The sequence below is a fragment of the Actinocrinis puniceicyclus genome, assembly GCF_018283645.1.
In the GTDB taxonomy this organism is placed as follows: Bacteria; Actinomycetota; Actinomycetes; order Streptomycetales; family Catenulisporaceae; genus Actinocrinis; species Actinocrinis puniceicyclus.
In genome coordinates this window covers 14,351-27,716 of record NZ_JAGSXH010000079.1, presented here as the reverse complement: position 1 = coordinate 27,716, position 13,366 = coordinate 14,351, and the positions used below count along the sequence as shown (strand labels likewise).

The window sequence follows — 13,366 nt, the reverse complement described above, 5'->3', positions numbered from 1 at the left end:
GGCTCGGCGGGGCGGTGGGCGCGTACGCGCTCTCGTTCCGGATCGGCCGCGAGAAGCCGGATCCGCGGATGTTCCTCGATGCCTGCGCGGACCTGGGCGCGGACCCTCGCCGCACGTTGATGGTGGGCGACAATCCGGTGCGCGACGGCGGCGCGGCGGCGTGCGGCCTGCGCGTCTTGCTCCTGCCCTCCGAGCCGCGGATGCGGGAGCGCGGTCTGGATGCGGTGCTGCGCCTGCTCGGCTCAGCCGGCGACGCGCCGGACAGGGCTGCGCGGCTTACCGCCTGAGACTCGCTGAGCTGCGGTGACGTACGGCGCGCGAGGCGCACTTCAGGGAGCTTCACCAGCGCACTTTCGCCCAGCTTCGACACGCGTTAGAATGTTCAACATTGAGGAACTGCCCGCTCCCCCCGTGGCGGGCGTCCTCTGGCGCGGTGAGTTCGCCCGCGTCCTGGCGGCTTCGCGCTTCCCCCGTGGCGCGAAGCCGCCCTTTCTCTTCTCCCGCCGTTCCGCCGCCCCGCCACGCGTTTGCCGCGCCGCGCGTTTCCTGCGGCCGTCGGCGTGCCGGTGCGGCGTCAGTGCCAGTCGCTGATCTTCACGTCGTCGGGCGCGGGCCTGCCGTGCCCGGTCTCCACGTAGTCCTTGAGGCTGATCAGGAACGTCGCCCACTTGGTGCTGCAGTGGTTCATGAACTCCACCGGCTCGCGCCAGCCCTCGTGCTTGAACTGGACGATCGTCCATTCGCCGCGCTGCTCGAGGCGCCAGTCGACCTCGGTGCCGATCCATTCGGCGGGCCCGTCGGTGACCCGCCACCGCACCCGGCCGCGCGGATCCAGTTCCCGGATCTCCATGTCGAAGCCGCCGACCTCGCCGAAGCGGAAGACCAGTTTCCCGCCGACCTCGCTCGCGCCGCTCGTCTCGGTCGTCCACCAGCCGGCGATGCCCTCGGGGGTCGCCACCGCCCGGTAGACCTCCTCGAGCGGCGCGACGGCGCCGACGCGGTGCAGGATGTCAACCATCTCATTCTCCTTGGTCGTGGTGATCGGTGCCGTTGCCGGTGCCGGTGCCGGTATCCATACCGGTGCGGTTATCGGTGCCAGTGCGGTTATCGGTGCCAGTGCGGTTGTCGGTGCCGGCTCGCTCGTCTCGATGCCTGTCGCGGCCGCGTTCGCGTTCGATCGCCTCGGCGAGGCGCTTGATCCGGCGCAGCCTCGCGTCCCAGGCCGCGCCGACCGCGGAAAGCTGGGCGACCGCCCGCGCGAGCTGCGCCTCGTCGACCCGGTAGTGGCGCTCTCGGCCGGCCGGCGCGCCGTGCACGAGGCCCGCCCGGTCCAGCACCGCCAGGTGCTTGGAGACCGCCTGGCGGGTGACGGGCAGCCGCTCGCTCAGCGACGTGGCCGTGCCCGCGGTTCCGGCCAGCAGAAGGTCGATCACGGCGCGCCGGACGGGGTCGCCTATCGCCGACCAGAGTTCGTCGTCGACCATCGTGTTCATCGAGCCGCGACCACCCGTGCGACGTAGGCGCCGAGGGCGGGGATGTAGTGGTTCCAGCCGCTCTCGTGGTCCCGGTACTGCTCTTCGAGAACGGCGATCTGCCATCCCATCTCGCGGAACCCGGTCTCCGTCATCCGGATCCGCGTTCCCGCGCCGGTCGGGACCAGCTCGAAGGTGACCAGCAGCGCGTTGCCCGCGCGGCCCGGCCGGGCGAAGCACCACCGGAAGGCGAACCGCTTCGGAGGGTCGACCTCGACGACAGCGAGGTCGACGGCCATCGTCTCGCCGGTCTTCGCGTCCCGCCACACCAGCTCGCCCGGCGCGCCCGCCTCCGGCTCGAACCGGGCTTCGTCGGGCCACCACTGCTGCATGTGCTCGGGGCGGCTGATCACCTCGAAGACCACCTCGGGCGAGGCGTCCACCAGGATGTCCCGCTCGATGGAACCGTATTCCACGTCCGCCGTCTCCATGGCCGCCAACCTTTCGCAACCTTTGGTTGCACCAGGCTATCTCGGCACGGCAGGACACGCAACCTTTAGTTGCGTGATGCGGAGGTGGTCGGGCGGAGCGGGCCTGGCCGGGCCGGGCCGGGCTACCGCGGGAGGTGCCCGATCGGCGTGGCGGAACGCTCGGCGCGTGCGACGCCCCAGTCGTAGAGGGCCTGGAGCACCGGAGCGAGGCTGCGGCCCTCCTCGGTGAGGTGGTACTCGACGTGCGCGGGCCGGGACTGGCGGTCGACCCGCTCGACGAGCCCGTCCGCCTGAAGCTCGCGCAGCCGCTGTGCCAGCATCTTCTCGCTCATGTCGGGAACGCGGCGGCGCAGCTCGCCGTAGCGGTGCGCGCCCTCCTTCAGGTGGGCCAGGATCACCGGCCGCCACTTGCCGCCGATGACGTCCACCGCCAGTTCGACCGGACAGCCGTACCGCTTACTCACGCCGATCGGCCCTCCCCCGCTCTCCCCGGGCTTCCTTCCCGGTCCCGCGGTGCCCGCCTGCCGCGTGCTTACCGAAAAGTGCGTACTTGAGCCGCGCCGGTCCTGATGCTGGGGTGTACTCATGGTCATCGAGTACATCAGATACCGCCTGCCGGGGGAGCGCGAAGAGGGCTTCGTCGCGGCGTACGAAACCGCCTGCGAATCCCTGCGGGCCGCGCCGGAGTGTGTCGGCTTCGAGCTGAGCCGCTGCGTGGAGGAGCCCTCCTGCTACATCCTGCGCATCCGCTGGACTTCCGTGAAGGCGCACCTGGAGGGCTTCCGCGGCGGCCCGCACTTCGCGGCTTTCTTCCGGGCGGTGCGCCCGTTCGTCGCGGACATCGAGGAGATGCGCCACTACGAGGCGACCGGCGTGCGCGGGGACGCCGGCGCGGCGCCGACGAGTCTGTACGCATGGGCCGGCGGCACCGAAGCGTTCATCGAACTCTGCGACGCCTTCTACCGGCTGGTGCGCGCCGACGACCTGCTGGGGCCGATGTTCGCGTCGATGGACCCGCAGCACGCCCGCTATGTCGCGCTGTGGATCGCCGAGGTGTTCGGCGGGCCGCCGGTCTACTCCGAGCAGCGCGGCGGATACGAACCGATGGTGCAGCGCCACCTCGGCAGGGGGATCACCGAACCGCAGCGCCGGCGCTGGGTGAACCTGATGATGGACGCGGCGGACGAGGTGGGCCTGCCGGCGGACCCGGAGTTCCGCGCCGCCTTCGCGAGCTACCTGGAGTGGGGCTCGCGGCTGGCCCTGCACAACTCGCAGCCCGGCGCGGACGTGGCGCACGGCGCCCCCGTGCCGAAATGGGGCTGGGGCGTGGCGCCCCCGTATCAGGGTTGATAACGACTACCGTATCAGGGTTGATATGAGCGTCGTGCCTGGTCGAAGCCGAGTCAGAGGAAGGAGAGCGCGGGGAACGGCCCGCCGAGCACTGAAGCCGGGTCGGTGCCCAGCACCCGGTCCAGCACGGTCGCGTATACGGACCGGAAGTCGGTGTGGAACTTCAGGTCTCCGTTGTCCAGATCGGTGAGCGAGGGCTGTTCGCCGACGAAGCCGCCGCGTACCGACTCCCCGACGACGAAGACCGGGCCCGCGGTGCCGTGGTCGGTGCCGTCGTTGGCGTTGGCGGCGACGCGGCGGCCGAACTCCGAGTAGGCGACCAGGACCACGTCCTTTCCCCGCGCTCCGGCGCCTATCCGCTGCTGGAACGCGCCGATGGCGTCGGAGACCTGCTTGAGCAGCGCGCTTTGGGTGCCCTTCTCCGCGGAGTGGGTGTCGAAGCCGCCGAGGCTGACCGCGTAGACGCGCGTGGGCACCGAGGACTCGATACAGGCTGCGACGATGTCCAGTTGCCGCGCCAGCGCGTTGCCGGCAGCGCGCTTCGCGTTCTTGCCGCCCGGCCCCGTGCCGGGCTTCGCGGCGCCCGGGCTCGCGTTGCCGTCACCGCCCGCGGCCGTGCTCGCGTCGGCCAGGATCGGGCTGAACGCCGCCGAGACCGTGAACAGGTCCGCGGTGTCTCGCGCCGCGTACGCCGCGTTAGGGCAGTCCTGCGCCGACGACGCGCCGAGCGCCTTGAGCGCCGAGCCTGTCGTGCCTCTCGGCAGCGCGAAACGGCCGAGCGGCAGGGCCGAGCCGGCCGTCTTCGTCCCGGCCAGTAGCGGCGGCAGCACGCCTCCGAGCGAGACCGCACGCAGGGCACGCATCCGGTCGTCCGGTTGGGCGTCGAGCCACCGCCCGAGCCAGCCCGAGGTGCCCGGCTCGCTCGGCGAGGCGGTCTGCCAGATGTCCATCGAGACGAAATGGCTGTGGTTCGGCCGCGGGTAGCCGACGCCGCGCACGATCGCGACCTTGCCGCCCCGCCACAGGTCGTGCAGCGCCGTCATCGCGGGGTTGAGGCCCAGCGCGTCGCCCACGTCGAGTACTTCGTGCGGCTGATAGGCCAGGTCCGGGCGAGCCTTCTGATAGGCGCCGTCGGTGGCCGGGACCAGGGTGTTCAGTCCGTCGTTGCCGCCGTAGAGGGTGAGCAGCACGACGATGCCCTCGCCCGGCGGCAGCGGGTCGGCCGCAGCGGCCTTGTGCAGGTCGCTCCAGGCGAGCGCGGCCGCGCCGCCGGCGAGCGCCGTGGCGCCGGTAACGCCCGAGGCGAGCAGGAATCTGCGGCGGGTGAGCGTGTCCATCGGTCGATGCTCCTTGGCCGGACTAGTTGCGGACCAGTTGGGACCAGTTGGGACCAGTTGGGACTAGTTGACCGCGTACTCGGGGCTGAGCAGGGCGAGCTCGACCAGGTCGGCCGGGCCGGCGGCGAGGTCCGCGAGCGCCGAGCGGGTCCGGGCGCTGAACGCGTCGATGCCGAGCAGGTGCGCGACCGCGTCGGCGCGGGCGCTCGGCGCTGCGTCTGCGACCTCTGATACGTCGCCGACCGAAGCGACCCAGTGGGCGAACGTGACGCGCGCCTGCGTCGCGGCGGTGGTCAGCCACAGCCGCCCGGACGGCCAGCCGCCGACGTTCGGCGGCGCGAACGGCACCTGTCCGAGGCCGCCGAGCGCGGCGCGCAACAGCGCCGACTCCTTGGCCGCGCCGTCCGCCGGGGGGTTGATCTTCAGGGCTCGAAGCGCGCCGACGACGTATTCGGCGGGTTGCTTGACCAGGGCGTAGCGCGCGGAGGCGGACGAGGGCGCCGTCGCGGCGGGTGCGGTGAAGACCGGATCGGTGAAGACGGCGCGCGCCAGCGCGGTCAGATCGCGGTCCGGCCCGTACGCGGCGACCAGTCGGCTGAGTGTTTCCGCCGGGATCGGGTCGGCGGACCCGAGCCGGAACCACAGCCGCGAGGCGATGAACCGCGCGTTGGCCGGCTGCGCCATCAGCAGGTCGGTGAAGGAGTCCACATCGAAGCCCGCGGTGCGTCCGAGGATGCTCTGCGCTCCGGCGGCGTGCGCTTTCGGCGCGAACACGGCCTCGCCGGAGGCGCGGTCCAGCCGCCAGCCGGTCAGCGCGAGCGCCGCCTGCCGCACATCGCTCTCCGTGTAGTTGCCGACCCCGAGGCTGAACAGCTCCATCGACTCGCGCGCCAGGTTCTCGTTCGGCGCCTTCGCCGTGCTGCCGGCCGCGTCGAGCCAGAGCATCATCGCCGGGTCGGTGAACATCGCGCGCATCAGGGCACGGAAATCCCCGCCGCCGAGCGCCCGCTGCGTCTGGTTCTGCTTCAACATCAGCGCGGCGCTGCGCACCTTCAGCACCGAGGTGGCGAAGTGCCCGTGCCAGAAGAAGGTCCGCTTCTCCGTCCACGGGCGGTGCGCGGCGACCATCCGGGAGAGCCACCAGGCCACCAGGTCGTACCCGGCCTGTGTGCGCGCGGCGTTCGCGGCTTTCCGCTGCTGAGGCGTGGCCTTCGCGTCGAGCCGAGGTTCGGCGAGCGCCGGGTCCGCCAGGCTTGCCGGCGGCGCGGTGGATTCGGCGCCCGGGTCCGCGCCGGGCGCGAACAGGCTCTCGACGAGAGCCGGGTAGCCGAGCGCCGACGCGGCGTCGATCTGCGCCCCGCTCGCCCCGAACCCGCTGCGGCGCAACAGGTGCCCGATCAGCGCGCGGTCCTGCTGACTGGTCGTCACAAGGCAGAGTCTGGCCCACCGCGGGTAAGGGCACGATAAGCAACCGGATTCGGCTGTGCTCGCTCGCACGTCCACAGGACGTGTGGTCCGTTGCCGGGGCGAATCGGCCGGTCCGCTGCCGCGTCCCCGGCTCGCGGCTGTCCCGCGGCGAACCGGCAGTGGCAGTCACCCGCCACGCTCTGCCGACCCGGTGTCGGGCCGGCGCAGGCCCGGTACAGGCCCGGCGCAGGCCCGTCCGCCACGACCGCGTCGGATCGGCGCGACCGGGTCGCTCGGCGGGTTCCAGGGGAGCGACCGGTCCACGCACGGCGCACGGGCTATACGCTCGTGCCTAACACGGCGGCCCAGCCGCGGCGCAGGCTGCGCGGCGGCGAAGAGAAGGGCGTGAGCGGTGATGGCGGACGCGACGGGCGCTTACTCACCGGGGAAGCACGGCCTGCCGGCGGACCTCGCGGCGGCGGTGGCCCTCGGCGGGGAGATGAGCGAGCGCTTCGCGGCGTACGACTGGTCGCGGCACCCGCTCGGCGAGCCCGGCACTTGGCCGGCCGAATGGCGCTCCGTCGTCGCGGCCGCGCTCACCTCGCGGTTCCCGATCGTGCTGTGGCTGGGTCCCGAGTTGTATCTGGTGTACAACGACGCCTACATGCCGCTGCTCGACCAGCGGCACCCGGCGGCGCTGGGCTCGAGCGGGCGGCGGGTGTGGGCGGAGATCTGGGACCAGATCGGGCCGATGCTCTCCGGGGTGATGACCACCGGCCGGGCCACCTGGTCCGACGACCTGATGCTGCCCCTGGTGACCGGCGGCAGCCCGCGCGAGCGGTATTTCACATTCACCTACAGTCCGATCATCGCCGCGGACGGATCGACGACCGGGATCTTCTGCGCGGTCACCGAGACGACCCAGCGTGTGCTCAGCGAGCGGCGCCTCCAGTTGCTCACCGAGACCGCGGCGCAGCTGTTCCACACCCGCACGGTGTCCGACGCCGTGCACGCGGTGGTTCAGGTCTGCGACGGCCGCCACCCCGATCTGCCGTTCCTGGCCGTCTACACGGACTGCGACGGCGAGGCCGCATCCCTGGCGGCGGCCAGCGCCCCGGTGCTCGGCCGACTGCCCACCCGGCTCGCCGCGCTGCTGCCCGGCGGCGCGAGCCCGGACTTCGGCCGGCCTCTCGTGCTCGACGTGCGCGAGCACCTGCCTACGCTGGCCGCAGACATCGACGCCGGGGGCGCGCATCACGCGCTGCTGCTGCGGCTGGCCGGCGCGTTGCCGGACTCGGGCGCGGGCGCGCTGCTGCTGGGCCTCAACCCGCACCGGCCGCTCGACGAACAGTACGAGGGTTTCTGCCGGCTGCTGGCCGACCAGGTCTCGGCCGCGTTCGCCAGCGTCGGCTCCTTCGAGCTGGAACGCCGCCGAGCGGACGCGCTGGCGCAGCTCGACCGGGCCAAGACGCTGTTTCTGACGAACGTCAGCCACGAGTTCCGCACCCCGCTCACGCTGCTGCTCGGCCCGCTGCAGGACGCGATCGCCGCCGAGGACGACCCGGCGCGGCGCGAGCGGCTTGAGATGGCTCAGCGCAACGCCGGGCGGCTGCTGCGCCTGGTCAACTCGCTGCTGGAATTCGCCCGCACCGAGGCGGGGCGGTCGGATCCGCGGCCGGTGCGCGTCGACCTGGGCGCGCTGACCGCGCAGCTCGCCTCGTCGTTCGCCGAGCTGTGCCAGCGCGCCGGGATCGAGCTGGTGCTCGACTGCGCCCGCACGCCGGCCGAGGTCGACCCGCAGATGTGGGAGACCGTCGTGCTCAACCTGCTGTCGAACGCGGTGAAGTTCACCGTCGCGGGCTCGATCACGGTGCGGGTCGCCCCCGGCGACGGATCCGCGCAGGTCACCGTCAGCGACACCGGCTGCGGCATCCCGGCCACGGACCTTGAGCACCTGTTCGAGCGCTTCTACCAGGCCCGCAATCCGCGCGCCCGCAGCATGGAGGGCAGCGGGATCGGCTTGTCGCTGGTGCGCAGCCTGGTCGACCTGCACGGCGGCACCGTCGAAGTGGACAGCGAGGTGGAGCGCGGCACGCAGGTGCGCATCACCCTGCCCGCCCGGACCGAGGCCGGGCACGAGGCCCCCCGGCTCGGTCCGGGCACGCTCTCCAGCGACGGGTCCGCGTACCTGGCCGAGGCGATGCAGTGGCTCGAAACCGTCCCCGACCCGGGTCCGCGGTCCGCCGCACCGCCCGCGATAGCGCCGCCGCGGCCGCTCGTGATGGTCGTCGACGACAACGCGGACATGCGCCGGCACCTGGAGCGGGTCTGCTCGCCGCGCTGGGACGTCGTCCTGGCCGGGGACGGCGAGAGCGCGCTGGGCCTGATCCGGCGGCGGCGCCCGGACCTGGTGATCACCGACGTGATGATGCCGAAACTGGACGGGCTCGGGCTGGTCGCGGCGATCCGCGCGGACCCGCAGCTGGCCTCGCTGCCCGTGGTGATGCTCTCGGCGCGCGCGGGGGTGGAGGCGGCCGGGGCGGGCCTGAGCGCCGGGGCCGACGACTACCTGCCCAAGCCGTTCAGTTCGGCGGACCTGGTCAACCGGGTCGCCGCCCGGCTGGAGGCCGACGCGCGCGAGCGCGAGCGGCGCGAACGCGAGCAGGCCGAGGCGCGCTGGGCGGCGGCGCTGGCCGAGTCGGCCGCGGCGCTGAGCTCCGCGACCTCCCCCGCTCAGCTGCTGTCCGCGCTGCTGGCCGGCGTCGCCGGGGTCGGCGCGTCGGCTGCGGCGCTCGGGGTGCTGGACGCGGAGAGCGGCAATGTCACGATCAGCATGGAAGGCGACGTCCCGCCCGCGCTGCGCGAGCGCTACCACGTGGTCCCCGTGGGCGCCCCGGTGCCGCTCGCGCACGTGATCCGCTCCGCCCAGCCCATGATCATCCCGGACAACCACGATCTGGCCGCCGAGTTCGCCACGGTGGTCGAGTACGCCGAAACCGCCGCCCGCGCGGCCCTGGTCTTCCCGCTGCGCGACCGTGTCGGCGCGGTGATCGCCGCGATCAGCCTGTGGTGGCCCGAGCCGCGCACGTTCCAGCCGCACGAGATGCAGCTGGTCGAACAGGCGTCGGTCGCGGCCGGACAGGCGCTTGAACGCATCCATGCGGCCGAGCGCGAGCACCGCATCGCCACCGGTTTCCAGGAACACCAGTTGGACCTGGACCGCCGCTCGCCCGCCGCGGTGCTCGGCGCGGTGTACCAGCCCGCGGCGGAGATGATGCGGGTCGGGGGCGACTGGTACCTTGCCGCGCCGCTGCCGGAGCCGCACCGGCTCGCGGTCTCGGTCGGCGACGCCGTCGGGCACGGCCTGCCCGCAGCCACGGTGATGAGCCGGCTGCGCAGCGCGGCGGCCGCCGCCACGCTGGCCGAGCCCGCGCCGGGTTTCGTGCTGGACCTGTTGGAGCGCTACGCGGGGACCGTCGCGGGCGCGGACTGCACGACCGTCGCATACGCGGTGGTCGACACGGCGGCCGGCGTGATCGACTACGCCTGCGCGGGGCACCCGTACCCGCTGTTGGTGACCGAGAGCGGGCAGGGGCGGTATCTGACCGGGGGCCGCCGTCCGCCGCTGACGATCGGCGGGGATCAGCCGCGGCCGGCGGGCCGCGCGGACCTGCCCGCGGGCTCGCTGCTGCTGCTGTATACCGACGGTCTGATCGAGCGGCCCGGGGAGAGCCTGGACGCCGGGTTCGCCCGGCTGCTGGAGGCCGCCACGCGGCTGCGCCACCAGCCGGTGGACGCGATGTGCTCCCAGCTGTTGGAGGCGATGGCGCCGGCCGGCGGTTACCGCGACGACGTGGCGATGCTGGCGCTGCGGCCGGTCGGCGTCACGCCGGTCAGCTTCGTCGCGACGCTCCCGGCTTCGCTCAACGCGCTGCCGGGTCTGCGCGGCCGGTTGCGCGCCTGGCTGGAGGGGCTGTGCCTGGAGGGCACGCTCGGGCACGACGTGCTGCTGGCGGCGTGTGAGGCGGTGGCCAACGCGGTCAAGCACGGCAGCCGGTTCGATCCGCGCCAGTGCGTGTCGATCGAGGCGTTCGCCGCGCCGGATGTGGTTTCCGTGTCGGTCGGTGACGCGGGCTGGTGGACCGGAGACACCGCGCTCGGCGGGCTGGCCCCGCGCAGCACGGGGCTGACCCTGATCCACGGGCTCAGCAGCGACGTGGAGATCGCGCGCAGCGCTCGTGGTACCCGTGTGACGATGCACCACGGCCGCGCGGCGGTGCGCGAGGCGTTCTCGGCGGCCGGAGCGCGCGGATGACACCGGCTGTCTACACGCTGAAGGTCGGGACCGAGGAGCGGGACCCGCCCGCGGTTGCGGTGGCGGTCGCCGTGGTGACCGGCGAGGTGGACATGACGAACGCGGCCGCGTTCGCAGCGGAGGTGACGCAGTCGGCCGCCGAGCGTCCGACCGTGCTGGACCTGGGCGACCTGCTCTACATCGACAGCGCGGGGTTCGCCGCGCTGCACCGGCTCGTGGCCGGTCATCCGGTCTGTGTCGCGCTGCCCGCGCACAGCCCGATTCGCCGGGCCGCGATGTTGGTGGGCCTGCCGCACCGCGACACGGTCGAAGCGGCGGCGGCCGCGCTCGGCTGCGGGCCTGCCGCTCGCGGCTGAAGGGTCGAGACTGAAGGGTCGAGACTGAAGGGTCGAGACTGAAGGGTCGAGACTGAGGGGCGCGGCTTGGACCAGCCGGCGCGTTTTCGGCTCAGGCGGCCGGCTGGGGCGATCGGCTCCGGGTACGGCTGAGGTCCGTCAGCGTCAGTTCCGGCGCTCAGGCGTCCTGTTGCGCCCGTTCGAGTGTCACCTGGACGGTCTTGCCTGCCGCGTGGGTGCGGGTCTCGACCCGGCCGGCGAGGCCTTGCAGGACGTGCAGGCCCACGCCGCCGCCGCCGAGCAGGTCGGCGGGCCGGGGTGCGGGCAGCGCGTTACCGGTGTCGGTGACCGCGATCAGGAGGCAGCGCCCGTCGTCGGAGAGCGTGAGTTCGCACGGCCCCGGAGCGTGCCGCACCGCGTTGGTGACCAGTTCGCTCACCGCGAGCAGCGCGTCCTGTATCAGCGCCTCCGGCACGGGCGGGGTGCGCCGTTCCAGGAATGCGCGAGTCAGCTCGCGGGCGGCGGTGATGCCGGCTGCCGTTCCGTCGAGCGAGTGTCGGGCCAGAGCCGACCCGTCTGCGTTCATCTCGCCTTCACCCGCTCCACGCTACCGGCTCTTTCGCGCTACGGGGCGCGCGCGGGCGTTCCGTCGCGGCCGCTGTGCTCATTTCAGCCGTCCAGAGCCGCGACGGCATCGGGGTAGACCTCGATCACGGCGAGCGCGCCCGCCAGTTCCATGACCCGCACCAGCGGTGCCGACGGCGCGGCCAGGCGGAAAATGGCGCCCTGCGCGCGTGCGTCCCGGTTGGCCTGCAGGATCGCCAGCAGCCCGGCCGAGTCACAGAAGGTGATCCCGGCGGCGTCCAGGACGACGGTGCCATGCCCGACCAGGGGCAGCAGCACCGCGCGCAGCCGGTTCGTCGAGGTGAAATCCAGTTCGCCGACGGCTTCGACGACCGTGGTGTCCTCGCGGGCAGCCTCGCGGACCCTTACGTCGAGCGCACGTCGTGCCTCGGCCATGCCGTCTTCCTCCCACCCACGAGCCGCGCTGCTCAGGCGACCATAGTAGCCAGCGCCCCACCGCGGCCACGGGACTCTGCCGCGACTACTCACCGTGGTCGGCGCATCCCGGGCACCGGGCACCGGGCACCGGGCACCGGGCACCGGCGGCATGATTCGCGCGGCCGATCGCGTTGGATCTCGCGGACGGCCAAGCCTCGCGCCCTCGGCGGCGCACCGGAAGGAGCCTGAATCTTGAGCGGGCAGCGGCGGTATCTGGACCTCAACGTGTACCTGCGCAACTCCGGCTATCACGAGTCCGCCTGGCGGGTCTCGCCGCTCGACCCGGCGGCGGTCCTCACCCCGGCGCACTACGTGGGTCTGGCCAGGACCGCGGAACGCGGCGTACTGGATTCGATCTTCCTTCCGGACAGCCCGGGCGTGGCGGAGTTCCGCTCCGAGTACCTGCCCGGCGCCGGCCTCGACCCGGTCCAACTGCTCGGCGCGGTCGCGATGGCCACCGAGCGGATCGGCCTGATCGCGACCGTGTCCACCACGTACAGTCATCCGTGGGACGTGGCGCGGCGGCTGGCCACGCTGGACCATCTCAGCGGCGGACGGGCCGGCTGGAACATCGTCACCACCGTCGAACCCGCGGCCGCGGGCAACTTCGGCGACCGGCCGCACCCGCCGACGCCCGAGCGGTACGCCCGCGCGGACGAGTTCGTCGAGGTGGTTCTGAAACTGTGGGACGCCTGGGAGGACGACGCGGCGCCGATGTCGAAACAGACCGGCGTGTGGGCCGATCCGGCGAAGCTGCACCCGCCACGCCATCAGGGGACGCATTTCCACGTCTCCGGGTACCTGCCGTTCCCGCGCTCGCCGCAGGGCCACCCGTTCCTGACGCAGGCCGGTTCCTCCCCGGCGGGCGTGGCGCTGGCCGCGAAATACGCCGACGCGGTCTTCACCCCGCAAAGCGATCCCGCCGACTCGCGCGCCTTCCGGCAGAGTCTGCGCGCGCAGGCCGCCGCGGCCGGGCGCGACCCCGACCACATCAAGGTGCTGCCCGGTCTGTCCTACCTGCTGGCCGGCACCGACGCGGAGGCGCAGGCGCTTCGGCTGCGGCTGGAGCAGGCCGCCAGCGGCGAGTTCCGCTGGCGCAACCTGGCGAACCTGGCCGGGCTGGACTACCGGCGGCTCGACCCGGACGCGCCGTTCCCGGCGGCCCTGCTGGACTCGGCGCCCAAGACCAGCTTCGGCGCCTCGATCTACCGGATGGCCGCCGAGCGGCCGCAGAGCTTGCGCGAGGTGGCCCAGCGGCTCTCCGCGCTGCCGGGCGGCCTGGACTTCACCGGCACACCACAGGCCATGGCCGATCTGATCACCACCTGGTGGCAGGCGGGCGCCGCCGACGGCTTCACGATCATGCCCAACGTGCTGCCGGACCAACTGGAACTGTTCGTCGAACACGTCGTGCCGATCCTGCAGCGCCGGGGCATAGCCCGGACGGAGTACCGCGGGCGCACGCTGCGCGACCACGTGGGGCTGCCGCGGCCCGCGGCGTCGCATGCTGGAGGAAAGTGACGGGGCGAGCAGCCCCGGATTCGACAGCGCGCCACGTGGTACTCGGGAGCACCGCGCAGCGCGCGCGGACGGCGTG

At 72.9% G+C, this 13,366-nt stretch carries 12 protein-coding genes and 1 pseudogene; 5 read left to right on the top strand and 8 right to left on the bottom strand.

Going from position 1 to position 13,366, the window contains the following annotated elements; genetic code table 11:
- Positions 1 to 287: HAD family hydrolase (locus tag KGA66_RS20075; RefSeq protein WP_211469717.1), on the top strand; the 287-nt coding region annotated here is incomplete at its 5' end.
- Positions 288 to 574: 287 nt separating this feature from the next.
- On the opposite strand, the gene KGA66_RS20070 is transcribed toward KGA66_RS20075, so the two are convergent.
- The 4 genes and pseudogenes from KGA66_RS20070 to KGA66_RS20055 form a co-directional block, all read right to left on the bottom strand.
- Positions 575 to 1,018 carry an SRPBCC family protein gene (locus tag KGA66_RS20070; protein ID WP_211469716.1) on the bottom strand — a complete coding sequence of 148 codons (444 nt, stop codon included), beginning with the start codon at positions 1,016 to 1,018 and terminating at the stop codon, positions 575 to 577.
- A 142-nt stretch (positions 1,019 to 1,160) separates the two neighbouring features.
- Positions 1,161 to 1,493: pseudogene (locus KGA66_RS20065) on the bottom strand (ArsR/SmtB family transcription factor); the annotation flags it as partial.
- On the bottom strand, positions 1,490 to 1,948 hold the full coding sequence (locus tag KGA66_RS20060; protein ID WP_369015921.1) for an SRPBCC domain-containing protein: 459 nt from the start codon (positions 1,946 to 1,948) through the stop codon (positions 1,490 to 1,492). The gene KGA66_RS20060 and the pseudogene KGA66_RS20065, both read right to left, overlap by 4 nt.
- Positions 1,949 to 2,085: 137 nt before the next feature.
- Positions 2,086 to 2,427, bottom strand: coding sequence for a winged helix-turn-helix transcriptional regulator (locus KGA66_RS20055; protein WP_211469713.1), 342 nt, complete (start codon positions 2,425 to 2,427; stop codon positions 2,086 to 2,088).
- 121 nt (positions 2,428 to 2,548) lie between these two features.
- On the opposite strand from KGA66_RS20055, the gene KGA66_RS20050 reads away from it, so the two are divergent.
- Positions 2,549 to 3,313 (top strand): group II truncated hemoglobin, encoded by a 765-nt coding sequence (locus KGA66_RS20050; RefSeq protein ID WP_211469712.1) that lies wholly within the window; start codon positions 2,549 to 2,551, stop codon positions 3,311 to 3,313.
- 53 nt (positions 3,314 to 3,366) lie between these two features.
- Here KGA66_RS20050 and KGA66_RS20045 read toward each other — a convergent pair whose 3' ends face one another.
- Positions 3,367 to 4,650, bottom strand: a complete 1,284-nt coding sequence (locus KGA66_RS20045; protein ID WP_211469711.1) for a DUF1501 domain-containing protein — start codon at positions 4,648 to 4,650, stop codon at positions 3,367 to 3,369.
- A 63-nt stretch (positions 4,651 to 4,713) separates the two neighbouring features.
- Entirely contained in the window at positions 4,714 to 6,078 is a 1,365-nt protein-coding gene (locus KGA66_RS20040) for a DUF1800 domain-containing protein (protein ID WP_211469710.1), read from the bottom strand.
- Positions 6,079 to 6,472: 394 nt separating this feature from the next.
- On the opposite strand from KGA66_RS20040, the gene KGA66_RS20035 reads away from it, so the two are divergent.
- A complete protein-coding gene (locus tag KGA66_RS20035; protein WP_211469709.1) occupies positions 6,473 to 10,372 on the top strand; it encodes a SpoIIE family protein phosphatase in 3,900 nt (1,299 codons plus the stop codon).
- A complete protein-coding gene (locus KGA66_RS20030) occupies positions 10,369 to 10,728 on the top strand; it encodes an STAS domain-containing protein (protein ID WP_211469708.1) in 360 nt (119 codons plus the stop codon). The genes KGA66_RS20035 and KGA66_RS20030 overlap by 4 nt, the downstream gene beginning before the upstream one ends.
- A gap of 157 nt (positions 10,729 to 10,885) precedes the next feature.
- Here the strand turns inward: KGA66_RS20030 and KGA66_RS20025 are convergent, their stop codons facing one another.
- On the bottom strand, positions 10,886 to 11,293 hold the full coding sequence (locus tag KGA66_RS20025) for an ATP-binding protein (RefSeq protein ID WP_211469707.1): 408 nt from the start codon (positions 11,291 to 11,293) through the stop codon (positions 10,886 to 10,888).
- A gap of 83 nt (positions 11,294 to 11,376) precedes the next feature.
- Entirely contained in the window at positions 11,377 to 11,727 is a 351-nt protein-coding gene (locus tag KGA66_RS20020; protein ID WP_211469706.1) for an STAS domain-containing protein, read from the bottom strand.
- A 234-nt stretch (positions 11,728 to 11,961) separates the two neighbouring features.
- Between KGA66_RS20020 and KGA66_RS20015 the strand changes: the two genes are divergently transcribed.
- A complete protein-coding gene (locus KGA66_RS20015; protein WP_211469705.1) occupies positions 11,962 to 13,290 on the top strand; it encodes an NtaA/DmoA family FMN-dependent monooxygenase in 1,329 nt (442 codons plus the stop codon).
- Positions 13,291 to 13,366: the final 76 nt, after the last annotated feature.